The sequence below is a fragment of the Micromonospora sp. WMMB482 genome (genome assembly GCF_019038635.1).
Taxonomy (GTDB): domain Bacteria; phylum Actinomycetota; class Actinomycetes; order Mycobacteriales; family Micromonosporaceae; genus Micromonospora; species Micromonospora marina.
The window spans coordinates 3,833,420-3,858,608 of the sequence record NZ_JAHOPD010000020.1 but is presented as its reverse complement, the minus strand read 5'-3'; the positions used below and the strand labels follow the sequence as shown (position 1 = coordinate 3,858,608).

Sequence of the window (25,189 nt, the reverse complement as noted above, 5' to 3'; positions counted from 1 at the left end):
AAGGGGCCCCCGCTTAACATCTGCGCCCATGACCTGGACCGTGCCCGAGATCGACCGCCGCCACGAGCCCTTCGTCGCCGACGAGCGCACCATGCTCGAAGGCTGGCTGAATTACCACCGCGACACCCTGGTGCACAAGTGCGCCGGGTTGACCGCCGAGCAGTTGCGTACCCGCAGCGTCGAACCCTCCGGGCTGACCCTGCTCGGCCTCGTCCGGCACATGGCCGACGTGGAGCGCTGGTGGTTCCGCCACCACGCCGCCGCCCTGGACCTGCCCGACCTCTTCGACTACAGCGCCGACCCGGACGCGGACCACAACGACATCGCCGACGCCGACCCCGCCGAGGCGTTCGCCACGCTGCGCGCGGAGATCGAGGCGGGCCGGGAGGCGGTGGCGGACCTGCCGCTGGAGCACACCTTCGTCCACCGCCGGGGCGACACCCTCAACGAGATCAGCCTCCGCTGGGTGTACGTCCACATGATCGAGGAATACGCCCGGCACAACGGCCACGCCGACCTGCTCCGCGAGCGCATCGACGGCGTCACCGGGGCCTGACCCCGGCCGGGGCACCCGCCCGCAGCACCTGCTCGCCCAGCGGGGTGAGGCAGTGCCGCACCGCCGCGCCGTCCCGCCGCGTGGTGATCAGCCCGGCGGCCCGCAGGGTCGCCGCGTGCTCGCTGGCGGTGGCGGCGGAGACGCCGACCCGACGGGCGAGCTGGGAGGTGCCGAGGGCGTCGGCGGTCGCCGCCAGCACGGCCGCCCGGGTACGTCCGAGCAGGTCGGCCAACGGCGCCCCGGCCCCCAGCTCACGCCGTCCCGGCCGGATCGGGTAGACCAGCACCAGCGGGCCGCCCGGGTCCGCCAGCAGGTACGGCTGCGGGGCCAGGTGACAGGGCAGCAGGGTCAGGCCCCGGCCGCCCGCGGCCACCTCGACGTCGTCGGCGACCGCGCACCGGTAGGACAGCGCGTAGTGCTCCCCCGTCTCGGTCCAGGCGAGGTACGGGCTGAGGTCGCGCAACACCCGGTCGAGACCGCCGGCCGCCAGCGTGTGGCCGCGTACCGCCCGGTCGGCCCGTACCGCTGCCCCGATCTCCGACCAGTAGGGCGCGAGCGCCACGCCGTGGAAGGCGAGCATCGCGGCCCGCAGCCCGGCCCGGGCGGTGGGCTCCCCGGCGGCCAGCGGCGCCACCCGGGCGGGCAGCGCGCCGGACGCCACCAGCGGGCCCAGCTCGGCGGCGAGCACCTCGTCCGGGGTACCGGCGACCCGGTCCAGCAGGGCGTCGAGGTCGCCGTCGAACACCGGCGGGGTCACGAAGTCCGGCACCAGGTACGGCGTGCGGCACAGGTCCAGGTAGGGACGCATCTCGGGGCGCAACGCCGCCCGGGTCCGGGACCGCCACCCGGCGAGGCGCTCCGGTACGTCGGCCAGGACCAGCCGCTGGGCGGCCATCGCCAGCTCGACCAGCGCCGCCGGATCCGACCGCAGGACGGTGCGGCTCAGGTCGGCGGCGTTGAGCCGCAAGGTGGTCACCGGCGCACGGTAGCCACCTTTCGGCCCGTACCGAAAGGGGCTTCCGGGCGGGCCGGCACCGCCGAACGCTGCGTCGGGTGAAGACACTCCTCGCGGCGGCCGCCGCGGTCCTGACGGCGGTGACCGTCGGCGCGCCCCGGCCCGCCCCCACCAGCGTCCGTCCCGACACCTACGTCGTCTCCCGCCTCCCGGGCGTGCTGCCGGAGGGCCTCGCGGTCACCCCGTCCGGCACGATGTACGTCACGAGTTCGGCCACCGGCGCGGTCTACCGCGGCGACACCCGCCGGGCCGGGCTGCGCCCGTTCCTCGCCCCCGGCGCCGACGGCCGGACCAGCGCCGCCGGGGTCCGGGTGGACCGCCGGGGCCGGGTCCTCGTCGCCGGCTGGACCACCGGCACGCTCTTCGTGTACGCGCCGGACGGCACCCTGCTGGCCCGCCGCGCCGCCGCACCCGGCGCGGCCCTCAACGACCTGGCGGTCACCCGCGACGCCGTCTACGTCACGGACTCCGCCACCGGCACCCTGTGGCGCGCCGGGCTCGACGGCGGGCGCGTCGGCGACCTGGTCCCGTGGGTGCGCCCGAACGACTTCCCGGCCGACCCGGTCTTCCTCAACGGCATCGTGGTCGAGCCGTCGGGCCGGGTCGCCCTCGTCGCGGAGCAGGGCGGCGAGCGCCTGTTCCGGGTCGACCTGGCCGCCCGGTCCGTGACCGAGGTCGAGGTGAGCGGCGGCCGGATGGGCGCGGACGGCCTGCTGCTGGAGGGGGGCCGGCTCTACGGGGTGGTCAACGAACCGGACGGCACCGGCGGCACCCGGTTCGTGGTGAACCTGGCCCGGCTCGACGGCCGACTGCGCACCGCCCGGGTGGTCGACCGGTCCCGCCCGGTCGGCACGGAGCGGTCGCCGACCTCGGTGGCGCGCGACGCCGGCCGACTGCTCTGGGTGGACAGCCAGCTCTTCGCGCCCACACCCACCCCGCCGTTCACGGTCACCGAGGTGCCCGGCCTGCGGTGAGCGGCGCACCAGCCGGGCGGGACACGGGGCCCGTCCGGCTCAGTACGCCAGCGCCGCCCGCAGGTACCGCAGGTCGGCCGGGCCGCTCCAGCGGTGCGCGGACAGGCCCGCCACCCGGGCGCCGGCCACCGCCCGGTCCTCGTCGTCGACGAACAGCACCCGCCCCGGCGGCGTCCCCAGCGCCTCACAGGCGGCCTGGAAGTACTCCTTCGCCGGCTTGTGCACCCCGATGACCGAGGAGTTGACGATCACGTCCAGCTCCTCGGTCAGGCCCAGCGCGGCCAGATCGGCGTCGAGCAGGTCGGTGGCGTTGGTGCCCAGCCCCACCCGGATGCCCGCCGCCCGCACCTCGCGGACGAACGCCAGCACGTCCGGGTCGACCTCGCCGCGGTAGCTCTGCCACTCCTGGACGGCCGCACGCGCCCGATCCGCGCCGACCGCGGGGGTCAGCGCGTCGGCCACACTCATCATCCACTGGGCGTGGCTGACCTGGCCGGTCAGCACCGGCTGGAGCAGTCCCCAGGACATCGCGATCTCACCGAGGACACCCCCGGTCAGCCCGTACTCCCGCTCGACACCTGCGGCCACCGCAGGATCCCAGCGGCGCAGTACGCCGTCGAAGTCCACCAGGAGCGCCGTGGCGCGTTCCCGACTCACTCGCTCGTCACCTGTTCCTCGTCGTCGGCCCGGTTGAGCCGCTGGCTGATCACCTGGGTCACACCGGCGCGCATGGTCACCCCGTAGAGCGCGTCGGCGATCTCCATGGTCCGCTTCTGGTGCGTGATCACGATGAGCTGGCTCTTCTCCCGCAACTGCGCCAGCAGCGTGATCAGGCGGCCCAGGTTCACGTCGTCGAGCGCCGCCTCCACCTCGTCCATGATGTAGAACGGGCTGGGCCGGGCGCGGAAGATCGCCACGAGCATCGCCACCGCGGTCAGCGACCGCTCCCCGCCGGAGAGCAGCGAGAGCCGCTTGATCTTCTTCCCCGGCGGGCGGGCCTCGACCTCCACACCGGTGGTGAGCAGATCCTCCGGGTCGGTGAGCACCAGCCGGCCCTCGCCGCCGGGGAACAGCACCGTGAAGACCTGCTCGAACTCCCGGGCGGTGTCTTCGAACGCGCTGGCGAAGACCTCCAGGATCCGGTCGTCCACGTCCTTGACCACGGTGAGCAGGTCGCGCCGGGTGGCCTTGAGATCCTCCAGCTGCTCGGAGAGGAACTTGTACCGCTCCTCCAGCGCCGCGAACTCCTCCAGCGCGAGCGGGTTCACCTTGCCCAGCAGGGCCAGTTCCCGCTCCGCCTTGGCCGCCCGCTTCTCCTGCACCGGGCGCTCGTAGCGGACCGGCTCCGGCACCGGCCGGCCGTCCTTCTCGGCGAGCGCCACGTCCGCGTCGGTGGGCGGGACCAGCCGGTCCGGGCCGTACTCGGCGACGAGCGTGGCCACGTCCAGCCCGAAGTCCTCGGCGGCCTTGGCCTCCAACTGCTCGATGCGCATCCGCTGCTCGGCGCGGGCCACCTCGTCGCGGTGGACCTGGCTGGTGAGCCGTTCCAGCTCGGCGGCGAGGCGTTTGGCCGCGCCGCGTACCTCGGACAACTCGGCCTCGCGCGCGGCGCGCTCGCGGGCGACGGCGTCCCGGTGCTCCTCGGCCCGGCCGATGGAGACGGTGAGCCGGGTGAGCGCCTCGCGGGCGCCGCCCACCACGGCCCGGGCGATCTGGGCGCCGCGGGTGCGGGCCGCGCGCCGGGCCACGGCGCGCTCCCGCGCCGCCCGTTCGGCGGTGGCCTGCCGGGCCAGCGAGTCGGCCCGCCCGGCGATCGAGGCCACCCGCTCCTCGGCGGTACGCACCGCGAGCCGGACCTCCATCTCGTTCTGCCGTGCCTGCGGCACCATGGCGGCGAGCTGGTCCCGCTCCTCGGTGGAGGGTTCGGCGTCGATCGGGGTGGCCTCGGCCAGCCGCAGCCGTTCCTCCAGCTCGGCCAGCGCCGCGAGGTCCCGTTCCCGGGCCGCCTCGGCGCGTGCCCGGGACTCGCCGAGCCGATCGGTCTCCGCCTTCGCCGAGCGGGCGGCGGCGCCCAGTTCGGCGAGGCGGCGCGCGGCGGCGTTGCGGTGGCTCTCCGCCTCCCGCTTGGCGGCGGCGGCGTACTGCACGGCCTCCTTGGCGGCGGCCACCTCGGCGCGCGCCTCGGCCAGCTGTTCCCGCAGCTCGGCTGCGGTGCGTTCGGCGGTGGCCCGGTTGGCCCGCGCCTCCTCGACGGCGGCCTGCACCTCGATGAAGCTCGGCGCCTTGGCCGACCCGCCCGCCGCCGCGTACGCCCCGACCACGTCGCCGTCGGGGGTGACCGCGCGCAGCTCCGGATTCGCGGCGACGAGGGCGGACGCGGCGGCCAGGTCGTCGACGAGCGCCACGTCGCGCAGCGCCCGGTGCACGGCAGGGCGGATCTCGGCCGAGCACTCCACCAGGTCCGGGGCCCAGCGGGCGCCCTCGGGCAGCTTCGGGCGCAGCGCGTCGGCGGAGCCGTCCATGCCCGGTCCGGCGGGGCTGCCGACCAGCAGCCCGGCCCGTCCGGCGTCGGAGATCTTGAGCAGCCGCATCGCCTCGACTGCCTCGTCCACGCCGCTGACCGCCACCGCGTCGGCCAGGCCGCCGAGCGCGGCGGCGAGCGCCGCCTCGTCACCGGGGGCGACGGTCAGCAGCCCGGCGAGACTGCCGAGCAGGCCGGGCACCTGGTCGGCGCGGGCCAGCAGCTCCCCGGCGCCGTCCTTGCGGCGCAGGCCCATGGCGAGCGCCTCCTCGCGGGCCTTCCAGGTGGCAGCGTCCTTCTCGGCGGCGCGCTCACCGTCGGCCAGGCTGCGCACTGCCGCCTGGGCCCGCTCGTGCACGGCCACCGCCTCGTCGTGCCGCGCGTCCAGGTCGGCGTTGTCCCGGTCCGCCTCGGTCGACTGCTCGGCGACCGCGTCCAGGTCGGCCTGCGCCTTCTCGGCCCGGCCCAGAGCGTCGGTGTGCGCGGCGGCGAGGCGTTCGATCTCCTCACCCGCGCTGGTGGTCCGCGCCCGGGCGGAGTTGACCTGGCCGGTCAGGCGGGCCAGGCCCTCCCGCCGGTCGGCGATCGCCTTGGCGGCGGCGACCAGTTCCCGTTCGGCGGCGGCGAGCTGCCGTTCCAGCTCCTGCCGGTGCTCGACCGCCTCGGCCAGCCGGATCTGGTCCTCGGTGAGCGCCGCGCGCAGCTCCTCCTCCTGCTCGCGGACACGCCGCGACTCCGCCTCCAACTGCTCGGGGTCGCGCCCGGGGCGCTCGTCGTCGCCGGCGGCACTGAGGTGACGCAGCCGTTCCCGGGCCAGTTGCTCGATCGAGCGGAACCGCTCCTGGAGCGCGGAGAGGCGGTACCAGGTGTCCTGCGCCGCCGCGAGCAGCGGGGCGTCCTCGGCCAGCGCCGCCTCCAGCTCGCCGAGACGGCCCTGCACCTCGCCGTGCTCGCCCTCGATCAGCTCGCGCCGCTCGCGCAGCGCGGTCTCGTCGGCGATCTCCTTGTCCAGTGTGGTCCGCAGCGTGTGCAGGTCGTCGGCGAGCAGCCGCAGCCGGGCGTCGCGCAGGTTGGCCTGGATGCCGGCGGCGCGGCGGGCCACCTCGGCCTGCCGGCCCAGCGGCTTGAGCTGGCGGCGCAGCTCAGTGGTCAGGTCGGCCAAGCGGTTGAGATTCACCTGCATCGCGTCGAGCTTCCGCAGCGCCTTCTCCTTGCGCTTGCGGTGCTTGAGGACGCCCGCCGCCTCCTCGATGAACGCCCGCCGGTCCTCCGGCTTGGCGTGCAGCATGCCGTCGAGCCGGCCCTGCCCGACGATGATGTGCATCTCGCGGCCGATGCCCGAGTCGGACAGCAGCTCCTGGATGTCCAGCAGGCGGCAGGAGTCGCCGTTGATCTCGTACTCGCTCTCGCCGGAGCGGAACATCCGGCGGGTGATGGAGACCTCGGTGTACTCGATCGGCAGCGCGCCGTCGGTGTTGTCGATGGTGAGGGTGACCTCGGCCCGGCCCAGCGGCGCGCGCCCGGCGGTACCGGCGAAGATGACGTCCTCCATCTTGCCGCCGCGCAGCGCCTTGGCGCCCTGCTCGCCGAGCACCCAGGCGATGGCGTCGACGACGTTGGACTTGCCGGAGCCGTTCGGGCCCACCACGCAGGTGATCCCGGGCTCCAGCTTCAGCGTCGTGGCGGAGGCGAAGGACTTGAAGCCCTTCACCGTCAGGCTCTTGAGATGCACCTTCTCGATCCTCGTCCGGTGGCCGCCGTACCGTCGCCGGCTGCGCGGACCTGGTGAACCCGCAGACTAACCCGGGACCGGGGCGCCGCCGCCACGCGACCCACCCGCCGCACCGGCTGTCCGCATTCCACCCGGCCGTCGTGGGTGGAGCGGAAATACATGATCACAATTACCGGGCGCAATTCCAACCGGTTCCGCAAGATCGAGAATTGCGGCGGCGGCGACGAAAAGGGTCCGCACATGGCTGCGCGCCGGCACTTGAGTGTCGGCGCGCTTTTCGGTGTGGTGCGATTCAGTTTTCCGACAACTGGAGATCAGGTCAGCGCGGGCTCGGCCAGACGGAGGAGGTCATCGGCCTCCGCCGCTGCCGCCGCAAGCCGATCGTTGTCGGCGCGCAGACGCGTGATCTCGAACTCCAGTGCCTGAACCCTGGCACGCAGTCGGGTGACCTCGTCGAGCAGACGCCGGTCGGGCGCTGCACTTACGTGGCCGTAGAGGGCCTTCGCCATGCTGACTCCTTGATGTGCGCTGCCGGAAAGGCCGGCCAACGCGCGCCCATGATGTTCGCGGCTGCCATTCCCCCTGCATCGGGGCATGACTGGGCGCGACTGGCGACACCTACATATTGAGCCGAAACCCCCTCCTTCGTCAAGTTGACCAAGGCCGTAGATCATCTCCACGTCGGCCGGTCCACTCGCCGGGGGCTGCCACAAGGCGCGGACACGCTCTGTCCGGACACCTTTACTGTACGCCGGAAATGTGTGAACGACTCACCCTTGCCGCCGGCTTCGCCTTAACTCTTTCTTAGCCACGTTGCCGCAGCTTGGAGCACGCCCGTAGCGTCACTCCGGCCCGCAACCGACCCGTGGAGGGGACAGGCGTGTACCGCTGGAACGACCCGATCGAACCGGAGGACGCCCGCCGGCGTCCCGAGCCGCCGACCGACGAGGGTCCGGCGTGGCTCAGCGACCGGCCCGAACCGCGGTCGTCGTACCTGTACGGGGACGCCGCGCAGCAGTCGCCCGCCGGCCAGGCCGGCTACCACGGCCCGGCCGGATACGACGCCCAGCCGGGCTACCGCCCGGAGAGCGCCCCGCCCGCCTACGGAACGGCCGGCGCCTACCCGCCGCCCCACGACCGGTGGAACGGCCAGGAGCAGCCGGCCGGCGGCTGGGAGCAGCCCGCCGCGACCTGGCAGCCGGCGACCGACACCCCGGCCGACGACCGGCGGCGTCCGAAGCGGCGCCTGTCCCGGCCGCTCGTGATCGGCGGGGCCGCCGCCGCGGCGACGCTCGTGGTGAGCCTCGGCGTGGGCGCCGTCCTGCTGCCCGGAGACGACCAGGGCACGAAGCGCACCTCCGCCGACGCGCCGGTCGCCGCCGCGCCGCAGGCCCCCGGCGGGACCGACGAGGCGCCCGCCGACGCGCTCGCGCCCGAGTCGGCGAGCCCGTCCGCCGTACCGACCACCGCCGCGCCGAGCCCGACGAAGAAGGCCACCCCGAAGCCGAACCGCAGCACCGCCCCGTCGCGGCAGCAGGAGCGCAGCAGCGCCCCGAGCGGTGGCTCCGGGAGCACCAAAGCCACCGCCACGACCGGGCTCAGCGCCGAACTCCAGAAGGTCGTGACGATCGTCAACCAGGAGCGGGCGAAGGCCGGCTGCAAGGCGCTCACCGTCAACGCCAAACTGAACCTGGCCGCCCAGCGGCACAGCCAGGATCAGGCCGACCACCAGAAGATGGACCACAAGGGCAGCGACGGCAGCCAGCCCTGGGACCGGGTCAAGCGTGCCGGCTACAGCTACCGCATGGTGGGCGAGAACGTGGCCTGGGGTTACGAGACGGCGGCCAAGGTCATGGCCGGCTGGATGAATTCCGAAGGACACCGGAAGAACATCCTCAACTGCGGGTACACCCAGATCGGGATGGGTCTGGCGCGCAGCAACGGGCCGTACTGGACACAGGTCTTCGCCACCCCGAGCTGACCGCGCGTCGCGATCGGCCCGGCGCTCGTTGACCGGTCGGGGGCGGCGTCGGGCCGCCCGCGTCCGGGGAGCTGTCGATGCGGATCCGGCCGGTGTGGGCCGTGCCGCGCTCCCGGTCGGCCCGCGTCCGCCGACGTGGCCCGCGCCGGGGCGTGGCGCTCGCGCTGACCGCGCTGCTGCTCGCCCCGGTGCCGGCCTGCCGTCGGCCGGTCACGCCGCCCGGCGCGCCCACGCCCTGGCCGGCGGCGCAGGCCGACCGCTGGCGGTGGCAGTGGCAGCTCACCACCCCGGTGGACGTGACTGTCGACGCCGACGTCTTCCTCCTCGACCCGGTGGCGACCACCTCGGCCGAGACCGCCGCGCTGCGCGAGCGGGGCCGCCGCCTGGTCTGCCACGTCCGGGTCGGCACGTACGCCGCCGGTGACCCGGACGCCACCCGCTTCCCTGCCGCCGTGCGCGGCGCGGCGGTGCCGGGGCGGCCGGGGAGCCGCTTCCTGGACGTACGGAGCTGGGACGCGCTCGCGCCGGTGCTGGCCGACCGGTTCCGGCTGTGCCGGGGCAAGGGCTTCGGCGCGGTGGCGCTCGCCGACGCGGACGGCTACCGGCACCGCTCCGGCTTCCCCCTTCACTTCGACGACCAGCTGCTGTTCAACCGCCGGCTGGCGGGGCTGGCCCGCAAGCTGGACCTCTCCCCCGGACTGGTCGACGACGTGGCGCAGGTGGCCGCGCTGGCCCCCGACTTCGACTTCGCGGTCAACCAGGAGTGCGTACGCCGCCGCGAGTGCGCGAAGCTGCTGCCGTTCGTCGACGCCGGCAAGCCGGTCTTCCACGTCGAGTACACAGGTGATCCGGCGGACTTCTGCGTTACCTCGGTCGGCTACGGCTTCGCCTCGATCCGCAAGGACCGGCAGCTGGACGCCGGGCGGGAGCCGTGCGCGCTGCCGTGACGCCCCGGCGCCTGCTCCGCACGCACTGGTGCCGGGCAATCATGGCGTTGCCGATACGCTGCGTAACCGCCACGGCCAAGCAGATGACCCAGGAGCGTTATACCTGAGAGTCATCATTATGACTCTCAGGTATAACGATGAAGAGTGGATGCCGTCTCGGCGGCCGGCACAGGCGGTACCCGGATGTCAAGCCGCGACGGGCCTGCAGACGACACCGGGAGCGGACCGGACCGAGCCCCGGCCGGAGCCGGCCGGGGCGGGTCCGATCCGGCCTGGTCAGCGGATGCCGACCAGCTCCGGCGCCGGGGCGGGCGGCGGCTCGACCGCCGGGGCGGGCCGACGGCGGCGCATGAACCGCGGCGCCCACCAGTTCGCGTCACCCAGCAGCGTCATCACCGATGGGAGCACGACCGCGCGGATGATCGTGGCGTCCAGCAGGATCGCCGCCGCCAGGCCGATGCCGAGCTGCTTGAAGTCGATCATGCTGAGCGTGGCGAAGATGGAGAACACCGCCACCATCACCACCGCCGCGCTGGTCACCACCCCGGCCGACGAGGTGATGCCGTGCGCCACCGCCTCCCGGGTGGGCATCCCCCGGTCGACCGCCTCGCGGATCCGGCTGACCACGAAGACGTGGTAGTCCATCGACAGTCCGAACAGCACCACGAACAGGAACAGCGGCAGCCAGGTGACGATCGCGTCCATCGAGGTGAAGCCGAGCAGCCCTTCCGCCCAGGTGCTCTGGAAGACCAGCACCAGCAGCCCGTACGCGGCGCCGGCGGAGAGCAGGTTCAGCACGATCGAGGTCAGCGCCACCACGACCGACCGGAACGTCCACGCCATCACCAGGAACGTCAGCGCCAGCACGAACGCCGCGACGATCGGCAGCTTCGCCCAGATGTGGGCCGCATAGTCCTCGCTGGCGGCCACGCCGCCGCCCACCGCGTACTCCACGCCCGGGACGCCGCCGAGGGTGGCCGGGACCAGGTCGTCGCGCAGCTCGTGCAGCGACCGGGACGCCTCGTCGGAGCGGCTGGCGTGCGGCGTGGCCACCTCCAGCACCGACACCCGCCGGTCCGCCGACACCTGGATCTCCGGGCCGTCCCCCTCGGCCGGCGCGAAGAGCGGGTCGGCGGCGGTACGGCCGGCCAGGTCGGTGAGCGCGGCCCGCACCCGGTCGGCCTGCTCGGCGGGTGCCCGCACGGCGACCGTGTGGCTGGTGCCGTTGCTCGGGAAGGCGGCGGTGAGCCGGTCGTACGCCTGCATGGCCGCTGTGGTGCGCGGCACGTCCTCCGGGCCGGGGAACTTCAGCTTCATGCCGAGCACGGGCGCGGCGAGCGCGAGCAGCAGCGCGACCGAGATCAGCAGCGTGGCCACCGGCGCGCGCAGCGCCGGCTTGAGCACCGCCGGCCAGAACCGGGGCCGGGCCGGCTGCCCGTGGCGCGGAGCGGTGAGGCGCCACAGCAGCGGCACCCGCGGCCGGTCCACCCAGCGGCCCAGCTTCGCCAGCAACGCCGGCAGCACGGTGAGCGAGCCGATCACGGCGACCGCCACCACCAGGATCGAGCCGACCGCCAGCGAGGAGAAGATCGCGTCCTGGGCGAGCAGCAGACCGCCCATCGAGATGATCACGGCGGTGCCGGAGACCACCACTGCGTGCCCGGAGGTCTCCGCCGCGATCTCCACCGCGTCCAGGCCGGATCGGCCCTTGGCCCGCTCCTCCCGCTCCCGCCGCACGTAGAACAGCGAGTAGTCCACGCCGACCGCCATGCCGATCAGCAGGATGACGCTGGCGGTGGTGTCGGTGGCCGGTACCAGGTGCGAGGCGAGTGTGGAGAGACCCATCGCGGCGGCCACCGAGGAGAGCGCCAGCAGCACCGGCACCCCGGCGGCGATCAGCGCGCCGAACGCGATGATCAGGATGGCCAGCGTCACCGGCAGGCTGAGCAGCTCGGCGCGCTTGAAGTCCTTGCCGAGCGTGTCGTCGAGCGCCTTGTCGATCGACGGGCCGCCGACCTGCTCCACCCGGAGCTGCGGGTGCGCGTCCTGCACCTTCGCGGTGGTGTCCCGCAGCGGCTGCACCCGGTCCCCGGCGGTGCCCGGGTCGCCCGACATGGTGATCGGCACCAGCAGCGCGCTGCCGTCGCGCGACGGCATCGGCGTACCGATCGAGGCCACGCCGTCAACCTGCCGCAGCCGGTCCGCCGCGTCCTGGGCCGCGGCCTTCGCGGCGGCCTGGTCGAGCGAGCCCGAACGGGCGGTGATCAGCACGTTCTCGGTGGCCGGCTGGTCGAAGCCGCCACTGTCGACGATCAGCTGCGCCCGCCCGAACTCGCCGATCGCCTGGTCCTCGTCGGTGGCCTCGTTCAGGCCGGCGGCGCTGCCGCCCACGAAGCACACCGCCACGAAGACCACCCACAACGCGATCGCGCGCCACGGATGCTCCGCACTCCACCGTGCCAGCCGCACGGTCACCGGTCGCCTGCCCATGTCCCGGGTTCCACCCCCCTGAGGCCGGCCCCGTGCCGACCTCAGATGACGCTAGGCAGCAGGCGGGGCCCCGGCATCGGGGAACGGCCCCCGCTCGTCCCCGATCCGGCCGGCGGGGTCCGCGCGGCCGGAACCGGCCGCGCGGACCGGGCGGAAGAGGGCATCTCCGGGTACGCTCCGGCGCGTCTCCGGGGACCGTCCGGCGATGCACACCGGCGCAACCCCGAACCGGCTCGGGGTCATCCCCGGAGGGTGCCCCGGGGCCGCGGCTGGCATCGCGGGCAACTGTAGGACGACCGGTTCATGAACGCCTCGCGCCGGATCGGCGCGCCGCAGCGCGGGCAGGGCTCCCCCTCCCGGCCGTACGCGTTCAGCGACCGGTCGAAGTAGCCGCTCTCGCCGTTGACGTTGACGTACAGCTCGTCGAAGCTGGTGCCGCCCTGCTTGATCGCCTCGCCGAGCACGTCCCGGACGTGGCCGAGCAGCCGCAGCGCGGCCGGACGGGTCAGCGCGTCGGCGGGGCGGGCGCCGTGCAGCTTCGCCCGCCACAGCGCCTCGTCGGCGTAGATGTTGCCCACCCCGGAGATCAGTGTCTGGTCGAGCAGCGCGCGTTTGATCTCCGTACGCTTGCGGCGCAGCGCCGTTACGAACCCCTCGTCGGAGAACTCCGGGTCCATCGGATCGCGGGCGATGTGGGCGATCTCGGCGGGCAGCTCCGCCCCACCCGCGGACACGGACAGCCCGCCGAACGTGCGCTGGTCGACGAAGCGCAGCTCCGGCCCGTCGTCGGCGAACCGGAACCGGACCCGCAGGTGCAGTTCGTCGGCCGCGCCGACCGGCTGCAACAACAGCTGGCCGGACATGCCGAGGTGGCCGATCACCGCGTCGCCGCTGTCCAGCGGCAGCCAGAGGTACTTGCCCCGGCGCTGCACGCCGGTGATCGTCCGGCCGGCGAGCACGTCGGCGAAGTGCGCGCCGCCGGGCGCGTGCCGGCGTACCGCCCTGGGGTGGCGCACCTCGACCGCGGCGATCCGGCGGCCGATCACCCACTGCGCGAGTCCCACCCGGACGGTCTCGACCTCGGGCAGCTCAGGCACGGCCGGCGCCCGCCTCGACGTCCGTGGTGTCGGCCAGCGGGCTCGCCTCCTCCCGGGCCTCCGCCGCCGCCTGCGCCTCGGCCTGCTCGGTGAGCGTCCGCCAGGCCGACTCGGCCGCGCGCTGCTCGGCCTCCTTCTTGCTGCGCCCCTCCGCGCCGCCGTAGCGGTTGCCGGCCACCACCACCCAGGCGGTGAACGTCTTGAGGTGGTCCGGCCCGGTGCCCTCGATCCGGTACTCGGGCACGCCGAGCCCGAGCGCGGCGGTCAGCTCCTGGAGACTGGTCTTCCAGTCCAGCGCCGCGCCCCGGCCCGCCGACTCGGCCATCAGCGGATCGAAGAGCCGGTGGATGACGATGGCGGCGGTGTCCAGGCCGTACTGGAGGTAGATCGCGCCCAGCAGCGCCTCCAGCGTGTCGGCCAGGATGCTCGCCTTGTCCCGCCCGCCGGTGGCCTCCTCACCCTTGCCCAGCAGCAGGTACGCGCCCAGCCCGTCCGGCCCGAGGCCACGCGCCACGTCGGCGAGCGCCCGCATGTTCACCACACTGGCGCGCAGCTTCGCCAGCTGCCCCTCGGGCAGGTCGGGGTGGTTGTGGAACAGCGCTGTGGTGATCACCACGCCGAGGACCGAGTCGCCCAGGAACTCCAGCCGCTCGTTCGTGGGCAGGCCGCCGTTCTCGTACGCGTACGAGCGGTGGGTCAGCGCGCGCTCCAGCAGTTCCGGGTCGAGCGACACCCCGAAGGCCGCCTCCAGGTGGCCGACGGGAGCACGCCGCCGCTTGTCGTTGGTCATGGTGCTACCTCGGTGTCGTGTCGGTCAGGTGCGGGATCGTGCGGGATGTCGGCGAGCAGGTCGCGGGCCGTCCCGGCGGCGTCGCGGCGCCACAGGTGGGCGGCGAGCGCGATACCGGAGGCGACGTCCTCGGGGCCGGCCGCGCCGTGGCACACCACCACCGTGCCGCCCACTCCGAGCAGGGCGGCGGCACGCGGGGCGCCGCCGCGTGCCGGTGGACCGCCGGCCATGGCGTACGCGCCCTCGATGGCCTTCAGCAGGACGTTTCCGGTGAAGCCGTCGGTCACCACGACGTCGGCGCGGGCGCCGAGCGAGATGTCGTACCCCTCGACCAGGCCGACGTAGCGGCCGTCGCAGGGCAGCGGCGCGGCGGCGAGCGCGGGCGCGGCGGCGCGGCGCAGCCGGTCGCCCTTGCCCGTCTCATGACCGACGGAGAGCAGCCCGACGCGGGGTGCGGTGACGGCGTGGGCCACCGACGCGTAGGCGGCACCGAGGAGGGCGTGCCGGGCCAGCGTGGCCGGGCCGGGTTCGAGCGTGCCGCCGACGTCGAGCAGCACCACCGGCCCCTCGACGGCGGGCAGCGTGGCGGCGAGCGCCGGGCGGCGTATCCCGGTCCAGCGGCCGAGGCCGAGCGCGGCGGCGGTGACCGTGGCGCCGGTCGAGCCGGCGGAGACGACCGCGTCGGCGAGTCCGTCGCGGACGGCCTGCACGGCGGTGCGTACCGTGCTCTCGCCGCGGGCAGCGGTGGGATGGTCGGCCATGCCGACGGCGGTCCGCACCGGGCGGACCGTGACCCGGGCGCGCTGGGCCGGGTCGAGCGCACCGATCAGCTCGTCGGCCACCTCGATCGGGCCGACGAGCAGCAGGTGCAGGGCGGGATCCGTGCGTACCGCTCGCAGAGCGCCGTCAACCACGACGGCGGGAGCATCGTCCCCGCCGAGGAGGTCGACGGCGATCCGCGCGGTGCCCGGCTCCGACGGTCCGCCGGCCGTGAGCCGGTCGGCGGTGGCGGGAGCCGGGGCACCGGGCGAGAGCCTTGGTGCGCGCGTCACCCGACCGGTGGTCGGGGACGTCACTCGGCAGCCGGGTCAGACCTCGAGGACCTGACGGCCGTTGTAGGTGCCGCAGACGGAGCAGGCGGCGTGCGGCAGCTTGGCCGACTTGCACTGCGGGCAGGCCACGGTCGCCACCGCCGAGGCCTTCCAGTTCGCCCGGCGGGCGCGGGTGTTGCTGCGCGACATCTTGCGCTTGGGGACGGCCACGGTTCTTACTCCTCTGTACGGGTCAGTTGCGTCAGGCTCGCCCAACGCGGGTCGACCTGCTGATGGCTGTGGTCGGCCGGCAGATCGTCCCAGTGCACCCCACACTCGGGGCACAGGCCTGGGCAGTCCTCCCGGCAGAGCGGATTCGTCGGCAGCGCCAGCACCACCGCGTCCCGCAACGCCGGCTCCAGGTCGATCAGATCGCCCTGCATCCGGCCCACCTCGTCCTCCTCGGTCGTGTCGTCCGTGGTGCTGTTCTCGTACGCGTACAGCTCCTGGATCGTCACGGCCAACGAGTCGTCGATCTCGCGCAGGCAGCGCCCGCACTCGCCCTTGACGGGACCGGTGACGGTCCCGGAGACGAGTACGCCCTCGGACACCGACTCCAACCTCAGGTCGAGGTCGAGGTCCGCGCCCTCCGGCACGCCGATCAACTCCACGCCGAGGTCCGCCGGTGCCGGCACGACCCGCTTGTGCGTACGCAACGCGCCAGGTCGGCGCGGCAGTTCCCTCGTGTCGAGGACCAGCGGCGACCTGGGGTCGAGTGTGCTTGGCGAGTGTTTGGGCATAGTCAGACTCCGGCCGATGAGAGGCCGACAAAGAAGGTTACCTGCCTGGCGGCGGACCGTCGAACCGGGGGCGGACCTCCGGCTCGGCGGCAGCCGGCTGTCGGCGACCGGCCCGCGCGCCGCTCAGAAGGGTAGCGGGCGGTCCGCCTCGTCCCCGGCGAAGGTGCCGATCTCGCGCAGCGCGTGCATCTTGTCCCGGCCGCGCTCTATCGAGGCCAGCGCCCGGGTGAGGAACTGCTCGAAGTTCGCCAGCGCGGTGTCGACGTAGTCGTCCACCTCCTCGCGGAGACGCTGCGCCTCGGCCCGCGCCTCGGCGACGATCCGCGCGCCCTCGTGCTCGGCCGAGACGGTGATCTCGTTGACCGAGACCAGCCGGGCGTGTTCCGCCTCACCCTCGCTGATGATCCGGTCGGCCTCGCGCTTGCCGGCCTCCATGATCTTGTCCCGCTCCTCCAGCAGCGCGGCGGCCCGGCGCAGGTCCGCGGGAAGCTCCACGCGCAGCTCGTCGAGCGCGGCGATCATCTCGCCCCGGTCGACCATGCAGTTGTTGCGCGACATCGGGACGGAGCGGGCCTGCTCCACCATGGCGATCAGTTCGTCGATGCGATCGAGCGGGTCCACCGGTACCTCACTCCTGTCTTCGTCGGCCGCCCTCCATCATGCGGCCTGCGCCCGGTTCTCGGCGCTGCAGACATCATGTCGCGCCCGAGCCACAAGCACCTCACCCGCCCCACCCGGCGCGTCGCCTCCCCGGGACAGAGGTCAGGGGCGGAGGCGGGTGGAGAGCTGGGCTCGGACCAGGTCGGGGACGTGGGCGGAGATGTCGCCGCCCCACTTCGCCACGTCCTTGATCAGGCTGGAGGAGATGAACGAGTACAGCGGGTTGGTCGGCATGAACAACGTCTCCACGCCGGCCAGACCGATGTTCATCTGGGCCATCTGCAGCTCGTAGTCGAAGTCGCTCACCGCACGCAGGCCCTTGATCAGCACGCTCGCCTGCTGCGCGCGGCAGAAGTCGACGAGCAGGCCGCGGAACGACTCAACCCGGACGTTGTCGTACGAGGCGGTCACCTCGCGGAGCATGGCGATCCGCTCCTCGACGGTGAACAGACCCTGCTTCGACTGGTTGACCAGCACTCCGACGATCACCTCGTCGAACAGCCGGCTGGCCCGGCCGATGATGTCGAGGTGTCCGTTGGTGACCGGGTCGAACGAGCCCGGGCAGACCGCACGTCTCATGATCGGCGACCGTACCAAAGAGTGGTCTCGCCGTAACGTCTGCTGCGCTCGGGAGTGACACCTTCCACCCACGTGACCGGTCCGGTACGGCTGGACCGCTCGACGACCACCAGGGCGTCCGGGGCGAGCCAGCCGCCGTCGACCAGCGCCGCCAGCATCGCGGTGATCTCGGCGTCCGGCACCGCGTACGGCGGATCGGCGAACACCACGTCGTACGGCCCGTCGGTGGGCCCGGCCGCCAGCACGCCGGCGACCTTGCCGGTGACCAGGCGCGCGGCCGGCGCGGCCCGGAGCGCGGCGATGTTCTCCCGGATCACCCGCGCGGCCCGCGCGTCCGACTCGACGAGCAGCACGTGGGCCGCGCCCCGGGACAGCGCCTCCAGACCGACCGCGCCGGAACCGGCGTACAGGTCGGCGAAGCGCGCCCCGTCCAGGTCGACGTGGGAGTGCACAGCGCTGAACAGCGCCTCGCGGACCCGGTCCGAGGTGGGCCGGGTGCCTGCACCTGGTGGCGCGGCGATCCGCCGGCCGCCGAGCGTGCCGGCCACGATCCGGGTCACCGTCGCTCCCTGCGCATGCCCCGACGCTACGCGACGCCCGGCCCGGTGACGCGTCGGCCACCCGGCCGCGCGGCCCTCCCGCGTCAGCCCTCGCGCGTCAGCCTTTCTCCAGGTATTCGGCGCGCTCCTCGTCGACCAGCGCGGCGACCGACGCCGCCAGCGCCGGATGCCGGGCCAGATCCGGATCCTCCTCGACCAGTTCGATCGCCTCGGCCCGCGCGTCGCGGATCAGCTCCGTGTCGCGTCTCAGCGACAGCAGCCGCAGGTGCGAGCGCCGGCCGGACTGGGTCGCGCCCAGCACGTCGCCCTCCCGGCGCTGTTCCAGGTCGAGTTCGGCGAGCTTGAAGCCGTCGGTGGTGGAGGCGACCGCGTCCAGCCGCTCCCGCGCGGAGGAGCCCTCGGCCGCCTCGGTGACCAGCAGGCAGAGACCGGCGGCCGAGCCCCGGCCGACCCGGCCCCGCAGCTGGTGGAGCTGGGAGACACCGAACCGGTCGGCGTCCAGCACGATCATCACCGTCGCGTTCGGCACGTTCACGCCGACCTCGACCACTGTGGTCGCGACCAGCACGTCCAGCTCCCCGTCGGCGAACGCGCGCATCACCGCGTCCTTCTCGTCGGCGGGCAGGCGTCCGTGCAGTACCCCGATCCGCAGCCCGTGCAGCGGCCCCTCGGCCAGCAGCGGGGCCACCTCGGTCACCGCCAGCGGCGGGCGGCGGCCGTTGTCGTCCTCCCGCGGCGCCTCCTCGTCCGACACCGGCCCCTCACCGATCCGCGGGCACACCACGTACGCCTGGTGGCCCTTCGTGACCTCCTCGCGCAGCCGGCGCCAGGCCCGGTCGAGGAACGCCGGCTTCTCGGCGGCCGGGACCACGTGCGAGGCGATCGGCGAGCGGCCCTGCGGAAGCTGGGACAGCGTGGAGGTCTCCAGATCGCCGTAGACGGTCATGGCCACCGTGCGCGGGATCGGGGTCGCGGTCATCACCAGCACGTGCGGCGGCTGCTCGGCCTTGGCGCGCAGCGCGTCGCGCTGCTCCACGCCGAAGCGGTGCTGCTCGTCCACCACCACCAGGCCGAGGTCGTGGAAGTCGACGCCCTCGTAGAGCAGGGCGTGTGTGCCGAGCACGATGCCGGCGCGCCCCTCGGCCACCTCGGCCAGCGCCCGGCGGCGGGCCGCCGCGCCGAGCGAACCGGTGACCAGCTCCACCCGTGTGGCGTCGTCGGCGGCACCCAGCTCACCGGCCCGGCCGAGCGGGCCGAGCAGGTCGAGGATGCCCCGGTGGTGCTGGGCGGCGAGCACCTCGGTCGGGGCCAGCAGCGCGGCCTGCCCACCGGCGTCGACCACCTGGAGCATGGCGCGCAGCGCCACCACCGTCTTGCCGGAGCCCACCTCGCCCTGGAGCAGCCGGTGCATCGGGTGCGGACGGGCCAGGTCGGCGGCGATCTCCCGCCCGACGACCTGCTGGCCGGAGGTCAGCTCGTACGGCAGCCGGGCGTCGAACGCGTCCAGCAGGCCGCCCGCCGTCGCGGGCCGGGCCAGGGCCGGCGACGCCGCCGCCCGGTGCTTGCGCTGCACCAGCGTGAGCTGCACGGCGAACGCCTCGTCCCACTTCAGCCGGCGGCGGGCCCGGTAGAGCGCCTCCTTGCTGGTCGGACGGTGGATCTCGCGCAGCGCGGTGCCGATGTCGGCCAGGTTGCGGGTGGCCCGCACGGTGGCCGGCAGCGGATCCTCGGGCGGGGTGAACGTGTCGAGCACGACGCGGACGCAGCGGGCGATCACCCACGTCGGCACCGCCGCCGCCGCCGGGTAGACCGGGATCAGCGCCCCGGCGAACTCCTCGACCTCCTCGTTGGCCGCCGCCTCGCCCTCGCCGCCATCACCGAGCAGAACGTACTCCGGGCCGTTGAGCTGGCGCTTGCCCCGGAACTCGGTCACCTTGCCGGCGAACAGCCCCCACCGGCCGGGCCGCAGCTCCCGTTCCCGCCACGCCTGGTTGCCGAAGAACGTGCAGGTGAGCACGCCGCCGGAGCCGTCGCCGACGGTGACCTCCAGCAGGTTGCCGCGCCGCTGGCGCATCGGGCGGACCGCGGTGCGCTGCACCTGGGCGAGCACTGTGACCTGCTCTCCCACGTCGAGCGAGCGGATGTCGGTGTGCTCGCCGCGCTCGTCGTACCGGCGCGGGAAGTGGTAGATCAGGTCGCCCGCGGTGTGCAGGTCGAGATGCCCGGCCAGCGCCTTCGCGGTGCGCTCGCCGACCAGCTTCTTCAGCGGCGTGTCCACAGTGGCCGCCTCACCAGTCATTCGACCCCCACCAGGAGCGGATAGTGCGGCTGCCCGCCCTCGTACGCCTGCACCTCGACGAACGGCCAGGCACCCTCGACGTGTGTGCGGACCCGGTCGGCCAGCCCGGCCGGCGCGTCCGCGCCGCAGAGCAGCGTGACCAGTTCGCCGCCACCGCCGAGCATCCGGTCCACCACGGCGGTGCAGGTGTCGACCAGATCCTGCCCGATCAGGTGCACCTCGCCCTCGACCAGGGCCAGCACGTCACCCGGGCGGGCCGGGCCGGCGACGGTGAGCGCCTCCCGGGCGGCGTGACAGACCTCGGCGTACCGGCAGGCGCCGGCCGCCTCGGCCATCGCGATCACGTCGTCCTCGAAGCGCCGCTTCGGATCGCGTACGGCCAGCGCCGCGAGCGCCTGCACCGGCGAACGGGTCGGCACCACGCTCACCTTCACGCCGAGGCCGTGCGCCTCCCTGGCCGCCGCGCTCGCCACCGACTGGGTGTTCGGATCGTTGGGCAGCACCACCACCCGGGCGGCGCCGGTGGCCCGGATCGCGTCGAGCAGCTCGCCCGTGGACGGGTTGGCGGGCACCACCACGGCGCCCTCGGCGGCGAACAGCTCAGCGATGCCCGCGCCGGTGGCCACCACCACGGCGGCCCGTCCCTCGGACGCCCGTGCCTGCGGCCCCGGCGCCGGGGCGCCCTGGTCGGCGAAACGGGTCACGGTGATCCGGTGCGGGCGGCCGGCGACCACGCCCGCCTCGACCGCCGCCCCGATGTCGTTGACGTGCACGTGCACGTTCCAGGTGCCGGCGCCGTCCCCGACGACCGCCAGCGAGTCGCCCAGCGTGGACAGCTCGGCGCGCAGCCGGGCCACCGCCTCGTCGTCTGCGTCGAGCAGGTACTGCACCTCGTAGGCGTACGCGTCGGAGCCGCTCTCCCGCACGGCGGTGACCGGCGGGCGGCGGGCGGGCGGCGCGGGCGGCGCGGGCGGCGCGGGCGCCGGCTGCGCCGGGCTCTCCCCGGTGATTACCTCGACCAGCGCGTCCAGCAGCAGGCACAGGCCGCGCCCGCCGGCGTCGACCACGCCCGCGCGGGCCAGCTCCGGCAACTGCTCGGGGGTACGCGCCAGCGCGTGCGCCGCCGCCTCGGCCGCGGCCCGGGCCACGGCGCGCAGGTCGTCGCTGTCCGCCCGGCGGGCCGCGTGCGCCGCGGCGGCGACCACGCTCAGCAGCGTGCCCTCGACCGGCCGGGCGACAGCGGCGTAGGCGGCGGTGGTGGCGTCGGCCAGCGCGTCGGCGAGCTGCCGGCCGCGCACCGCGGGCGCGGCGGCGAGCGTGTCGGCGAGAGCGCGCAGGATCTGCGAGAGGATCACGCCGGAGTTGCCGCGCGCCCCGAGCAGCGCGCCCCGGGCCATCAGCCGCAACGCGTGCCCGTGCGGGGTGTGCCCGTCGTCGGGGAGGGTGCCGAGGTCCATGGCCAGGGCCTGCTGGGCCGAGGTGAACGTGAGCACCAGGTTGGTGCCGGTGTCGCCGTCGGGCACCGGATAGACGTTCAGCTCGTCGATCTCGCCCTGGTGGGCCCGGAGGGCGGTCAGCCCGCTCGCGCACCAGCGGCGCACCGCTGCGGCGTCGAGGGTCTCCAGCACGTCGGGAAGCCTACTGGCGCGCACCGACACGCGCCGGGGTCGTCCGCCGCGTGTCCGCCCCGGCCGACGGCCCGGCCGGCCCGCCGGTACGCTGGGTGGGCTCGCGAAAGGGCCGGTTGGGCGTACCGACTGTCATCGGGTAACCTGACCAGGTTGCCCGGGCAGCGCCTGGCGGCGACCTCATGAACGTTTCAATCCCAGGAGTATCCCGTGGCTAGCGTGTGCGACGTCTGTGGCAAGGGGCCGGGCTTCGGCCACAACGTGTCCCACTCGCACCGGCGGACCAACCGCCGCTGGAACCCGAACATCCAGTCGGTGCGTACCCCGGCCGGTGGTGGCACCACCAAGAAGTTGCAGGTCTGCACCTCGTGCATCAAGGCCGGCAAGGTCACCCGCGCCTGACGCGGCAGCGCCACCGCAACATCGTCGGTCGCCGGCGGATCCCTTCGGGGTCCGCCGGCTTCTGTCGTGCCCGGCTCCTGTCGCACCCGGCGACCCGCCGCACACCGGCTCGGTATCGGCCGACCCGCCCCCGCACCCCTGACCGACCGTACGGCGACCGGCTGGTACCGGCCGGTTAGGGTGCTGCTGCGCCGGCCGTCCGGTTCCGGCGCGAGCCGTGGGGAGGGTGACCGGTGGACCTCGATCTGGGTCGCGAGCAACTGGTGGTGGTGGGCGCGTCGTTCGGCTCGCTGAGCTGGTTCGACCAGGAGCTGCCGCCCGGCAGCGTGGTGCTGGTCGAGGAGCCGGACGTGATCGCCCGCCGCGACCTGGCCCGGTTCGCCGAGCGGCTGCCGATGATCGGGCGACTCGTCGCGGCCGAGTACCAGACCGGCTTCGACCCGGACGCCCTGCTCGCCCGCGAACCCGGCCTCGCCGACGCCCGGCTGGTCCTGCCCGGCCTGGAGTACGCGGTCGGCGCCACCGCCCGGCTCGCCGAGCGCCTCGGGCTGCCGGGCGCCGGGGCGGAGGCCGCCGACGTCTTCTCCGACAAGCACCGGATGCGGCTGCTCGCCGACCGGATCGGGCTGGCGAACCCGGCGTACGAGCTGGTCGACGACCCGGCCCGGGCGGTGGAGTTCGCGCAGGCGCACGGCGGCCGGTGCGTGCTGAAACCCACCCGCCGCTCGGGCAGCCTGGGCGTGCAGCTGATCACCGACCCGGCCGAGGTGCCGGCCCGCTGGGCGGCCAGCGCCGCCCCGCCCGACCCGGCCGAGGCCACCGAGCGCGGCCTGCCCACCGGCGTGCTGGTCGAGGAACTGCTCGTCGGCTCCGAGCACAGCGTCGAGCTGCTCGTCGCCGACAGCGAGGTGATCTTCGCCAACGTCACCGACAAGCGGATCGCCGGCGGGCGCTACCCGGTCGAGACCGGCCACACCGTGCCGTCCGCGCTGCCCGCCGAGGTGCACGACGCGCTGCGCGCCGCCGCGGTTCGCCTCGCCGAGGCGGCGGGCTTCCGCAGCGGCATGCTGCACAGCGAATGGATCCTCGCCGGCGGCGTGCCGACGCTGGTGGAGTGCGCGGCCCGGATGCCCGGCGACATGATCACCGCGCTCATCTCGATCGCCTACGAGCGGGACGTCATCGAGGCGTACCTGCGGATCCTGCGCGGCGAACGGCCGGCGCTGCCGGCGCGGGCGACCGGCGCTGCGGCGATCGAGTTCCTGATCGCGCCGCCGGGCCGGGTCACCGCCGTGGACGGCAGGCGCGACGCGCTGCGCGTGCCGGGCGTGCTCGACGTGCAGGTGGAGACGAAGGTCGGTCAGACCGTGCCGGAGCTGCTCTCCTCGGCGCACCGCAGCGGGCACCTGATGGCCTGGGGCGCCACCCCGGACGAGGCCGCGGACGCCGCGCGCCGCGCCGCGGACGCGATCCGCATCTCGGTGGGCTAGAGGGTACGGCCGTACGACAGGCAGCCCGGGGCGTCCTTGTAGAAGCCGAAGTTCGGGATCCGCTCGTAGCCCGCCGAGGTGTACATGGCGATCGCCTCGGGCTGCTTGTCGCCGCACTCCAGCACGATCCGCTTGCGGCCGTGGTCGCGGGCGGACCGTTCGACCGCGGCGAGCACCGAACGGGCCACGCCCCGGCCCCGGACCGCCGGGTCGGTGTACATCCGCTTCAACTCGGCCGTGTCGCCGTCCTCGCCGTGGCTGCGCCAGCCACCGCAGCCCACCGGCCGCCCGTCCAGGTACGCGACGAGGAACACGCCGTCCGGCGGGGTGAACTCGGCCGCGTCGACCGGGGTCTCGTCGCCGCTGCCGCCGTACCGGGCGCCGAGGTCGGCCAGCGCCGCCCGGATCAGCGCCTGCGACTCGGGCGCGTCGAAGCGCCGCTCCCGGATCTCGATCTCGCTCACCGTGCCAGGTTACGACCGGCTCCGGGCCCGGCCCGGCCCGGCGGCCGGGGTTCGGACGCAGATCACTCCGCTCTCCTGCTGTGCCTGCTACTCCGCTCTGCGGAAGTGGTCCCAGCCGCGCGGGCCGCTGTAGGCGGCGCCGTCGACGGTGACCCCGGCGCCGGCCGCCACCCGCCCCACCGGCTGCCAGCCGTCCGGCAGCGCGGCGTCCGCCGGGAACGTCGCCGCCAGCGCGTGGTCCTCGCCGCCGCCCAGGATCCAGGTGTACGGGTCGACGCCGAGCGCCTGCGCCGCGTCCCGCATCTGCCGGGGTACCTCGAACGCGTCCCGGCTCAGGTCGATCGCCACACCGCTGGCCGTGGCCACGTGCCCCAGGTCGGCCAGCAGCCCGTCCGACACGTCGATCATGGCGGTGGCTCCGGCAGCGGCGGCAGCGGGTCCGGCGGCGTACGGCACCTCGGGGCGGCGGAACGCCTCGACCAGCAGCCTCGGCGTGCGGAAACCCCGGGACAGCACGGTGTAGCCCGCCGCCGACCAGCCGGTACGCCCGGCCAGCGCCACCACGTCGCCGGGGCGGGCCCCGGAGCGGACCACCGGGGCGCGGCCGGCCAGGTCACCGAGCGCTGTCACCGCGATGGTGAGCGTCGGGCTGCCGGACATGTCCCCGCCCACCACGCTCGCGCCGACGAGCGCCGCCTCCGTGCCCAGCCCGTCGGCCAGTTCCTCGGCCCAGGCCGGGTCCAGCTCGGCCGGCATGCAGAGCGCGACGAGCAGCGCGGTCGGGGTGGCGCCCATGGCGGCGATGTCGGCGAGGTTCGCCGCCGCCGCCCGGTGCCCCACGTCCTGCGCCGACGACCAGTCCCGGCGGAAGTGCCGTCCCTCCACCAGCACGTCGGTCGAGGCGACCACCCGCCGGTCCGGCGCCGCCACCACCGCGCCGTCGTCGCCGGGGCCGAGCAGGCAGCTCTGCCCCTGTGCCAGCCGGGCGGTCACCCGGTCGATCAGGCCGAACTCGCCGACATCAGTGACAGTCATTCCGTCCCCTCGCTCCGCTGCGTCGTTCCGCACGTCCCACCCCTGTCCGCACCGGCGTGTGCTCGCTCACCGCGTCCGACCGGCGACCGATAGGGATCACGGCCGCTCAGTACGGTAGTTTCACCCTTCGGGTCGCCC

Annotated in this window: 23 protein-coding genes; 6 read left to right on the top strand and 17 right to left on the bottom strand. The window is 74.4% G+C overall.

Features of this window, described 5'->3' with window-relative positions; genetic code table 11:
• Positions 1–28: 28 nt before the first annotated feature.
• Complete coding sequence (locus KSK32_RS19405) at positions 29–556, top strand: DinB family protein (protein ID WP_216932485.1); 528 nt, start codon at positions 29–31, stop codon at positions 554–556.
• Here KSK32_RS19405 and KSK32_RS19400 read toward each other — a convergent pair.
• The gene (locus tag KSK32_RS19400) at positions 543–1,532 is read right to left on the bottom strand and encodes a helix-turn-helix domain-containing protein (protein ID WP_216932484.1); all 990 of its coding nucleotides are present in this window, start codon (positions 1,530–1,532) and stop codon (positions 543–545) included. The genes KSK32_RS19405 and KSK32_RS19400 overlap by 14 nt on opposite strands.
• Positions 1,533–1,609: 77 nt before the next feature.
• Between KSK32_RS19400 and KSK32_RS19395 the strand changes: the two genes are divergently transcribed.
• Positions 1,610–2,545 (top strand): SMP-30/gluconolactonase/LRE family protein, encoded by a 936-nt coding sequence (locus tag KSK32_RS19395; RefSeq protein ID WP_216932483.1) that lies wholly within the window; start codon positions 1,610–1,612, stop codon positions 2,543–2,545.
• Positions 2,546–2,584: 39 nt separating this feature from the next.
• Here KSK32_RS19395 and KSK32_RS19390 read toward each other — a convergent pair whose 3' ends face one another.
• From KSK32_RS19390 to KSK32_RS19380, 3 genes are all read right to left on the bottom strand, one after another.
• The gene (locus KSK32_RS19390) at positions 2,585–3,202 is read right to left on the bottom strand and encodes an HAD family hydrolase (RefSeq protein WP_216932482.1); all 618 of its coding nucleotides are present in this window, start codon (positions 3,200–3,202) and stop codon (positions 2,585–2,587) included.
• Positions 3,199–6,798, bottom strand: coding sequence for a chromosome segregation protein SMC (gene smc, locus KSK32_RS19385; RefSeq protein WP_216932481.1), 3,600 nt, complete (start codon positions 6,796–6,798; stop codon positions 3,199–3,201). Before smc ends, KSK32_RS19390 begins: the two co-directional genes overlap by 4 nt.
• Before the next feature lie 314 nt (positions 6,799–7,112).
• Positions 7,113–7,307, bottom strand: coding sequence for a hypothetical protein (locus KSK32_RS19380; RefSeq protein WP_013284566.1), 195 nt, complete (start codon positions 7,305–7,307; stop codon positions 7,113–7,115).
• A 371-nt stretch (positions 7,308–7,678) separates the two neighbouring features.
• Between KSK32_RS19380 and KSK32_RS19375 the strand changes: the two genes are divergently transcribed.
• Together KSK32_RS19375 and KSK32_RS19370 are read left to right on the top strand one after the other, a co-directional pair.
• Positions 7,679–8,779, top strand: coding sequence for a CAP domain-containing protein (locus KSK32_RS19375; protein ID WP_216932480.1), 1,101 nt, complete (start codon positions 7,679–7,681; stop codon positions 8,777–8,779).
• Positions 8,780–8,856: 77 nt separating this feature from the next.
• Entirely contained in the window at positions 8,857–9,726 is an 870-nt protein-coding gene (locus KSK32_RS19370) for an endo alpha-1,4 polygalactosaminidase (protein WP_216932479.1), read from the top strand.
• A gap of 276 nt (positions 9,727–10,002) precedes the next feature.
• On the opposite strand, the gene KSK32_RS19365 is transcribed toward KSK32_RS19370, so the two are convergent.
• From KSK32_RS19365 to KSK32_RS19315, 11 genes are all read right to left on the bottom strand, one after another.
• Entirely contained in the window at positions 10,003–12,216 is a 2,214-nt protein-coding gene (locus KSK32_RS19365) for an MMPL family transporter (protein WP_216932478.1), read from the bottom strand.
• A 239-nt stretch (positions 12,217–12,455) separates the two neighbouring features.
• A complete protein-coding gene (gene mutM / locus KSK32_RS19360; protein WP_216932477.1) occupies positions 12,456–13,313 on the bottom strand; it encodes a bifunctional DNA-formamidopyrimidine glycosylase/DNA-(apurinic or apyrimidinic site) lyase in 858 nt (285 codons plus the stop codon).
• Positions 13,306–14,103, bottom strand: coding sequence for a ribonuclease III (gene rnc, locus KSK32_RS19355; protein WP_216932476.1), 798 nt, complete (start codon positions 14,101–14,103; stop codon positions 13,306–13,308). Before rnc ends, mutM begins: the two co-directional genes overlap by 8 nt.
• Entirely contained in the window at positions 14,100–15,059 is a 960-nt protein-coding gene (locus KSK32_RS19350; RefSeq protein WP_216936218.1) for a phosphate acyltransferase PlsX, read from the bottom strand. Before KSK32_RS19350 ends, rnc begins: the two co-directional genes overlap by 4 nt.
• Before the next feature lie 132 nt (positions 15,060–15,191).
• Positions 15,192–15,365, bottom strand: coding sequence for a 50S ribosomal protein L32 (gene rpmF / locus KSK32_RS19345; RefSeq protein ID WP_030500827.1), 174 nt, complete (start codon positions 15,363–15,365; stop codon positions 15,192–15,194).
• A 5-nt stretch (positions 15,366–15,370) separates the two neighbouring features.
• Positions 15,371–15,934, bottom strand: coding sequence for a DUF177 domain-containing protein (locus tag KSK32_RS19340; RefSeq protein WP_216932475.1), 564 nt, complete (start codon positions 15,932–15,934; stop codon positions 15,371–15,373).
• A gap of 123 nt (positions 15,935–16,057) precedes the next feature.
• Positions 16,058–16,555 (bottom strand): hypothetical protein, encoded by a 498-nt coding sequence (locus tag KSK32_RS19335; RefSeq protein WP_216932474.1) that lies wholly within the window; start codon positions 16,553–16,555, stop codon positions 16,058–16,060.
• A gap of 141 nt (positions 16,556–16,696) precedes the next feature.
• Positions 16,697–17,173, bottom strand: a complete 477-nt coding sequence (gene coaD, locus KSK32_RS19330; protein ID WP_216932473.1) for a pantetheine-phosphate adenylyltransferase — start codon at positions 17,171–17,173, stop codon at positions 16,697–16,699.
• Positions 17,170–17,733, bottom strand: coding sequence for a 16S rRNA (guanine(966)-N(2))-methyltransferase RsmD (gene rsmD / locus KSK32_RS19325; protein WP_216932472.1), 564 nt, complete (start codon positions 17,731–17,733; stop codon positions 17,170–17,172). The genes coaD and rsmD overlap by 4 nt, the downstream gene beginning before the upstream one ends.
• 97 nt (positions 17,734–17,830) lie before the next feature.
• Positions 17,831–20,032: an ATP-dependent DNA helicase RecG gene (gene recG, locus KSK32_RS19320; RefSeq protein WP_216932471.1), complete on the bottom strand. Its 2,202-nt coding sequence runs from the start codon at positions 20,030–20,032 to the stop codon at positions 17,831–17,833.
• The gene (locus KSK32_RS19315; protein WP_216932470.1) at positions 20,029–21,660 is read right to left on the bottom strand and encodes a DAK2 domain-containing protein; all 1,632 of its coding nucleotides are present in this window, start codon (positions 21,658–21,660) and stop codon (positions 20,029–20,031) included. Before KSK32_RS19315 ends, recG begins: the two co-directional genes overlap by 4 nt.
• Before the next feature lie 210 nt (positions 21,661–21,870).
• Between KSK32_RS19315 and rpmB the strand changes: the two genes are divergently transcribed.
• Together rpmB and KSK32_RS19305 are read left to right on the top strand one after the other, a co-directional pair.
• The gene (rpmB, locus tag KSK32_RS19310) at positions 21,871–22,062 is read left to right on the top strand and encodes a 50S ribosomal protein L28 (RefSeq protein ID WP_013284551.1); all 192 of its coding nucleotides are present in this window, start codon (positions 21,871–21,873) and stop codon (positions 22,060–22,062) included.
• 233 nt (positions 22,063–22,295) lie between these two features.
• The gene (locus KSK32_RS19305; RefSeq protein ID WP_216932469.1) at positions 22,296–23,552 is read left to right on the top strand and encodes an ATP-grasp domain-containing protein; all 1,257 of its coding nucleotides are present in this window, start codon (positions 22,296–22,298) and stop codon (positions 23,550–23,552) included.
• Here the strand turns inward: KSK32_RS19305 and KSK32_RS19300 are convergent.
• The gene (locus KSK32_RS19300; protein ID WP_216932468.1) at positions 23,549–24,016 is read right to left on the bottom strand and encodes a GNAT family N-acetyltransferase; all 468 of its coding nucleotides are present in this window, start codon (positions 24,014–24,016) and stop codon (positions 23,549–23,551) included. The two genes, KSK32_RS19305 and KSK32_RS19300, sit on opposite strands and share 4 nt — an antisense overlap.
• Positions 24,017–24,103: 87 nt before the next feature.
• Complete coding sequence (locus KSK32_RS19295) at positions 24,104–25,051, bottom strand: thiamine-phosphate kinase (protein WP_216932467.1); 948 nt, start codon at positions 25,049–25,051, stop codon at positions 24,104–24,106.
• Positions 25,052–25,189 lie beyond the last annotated feature (138 nt).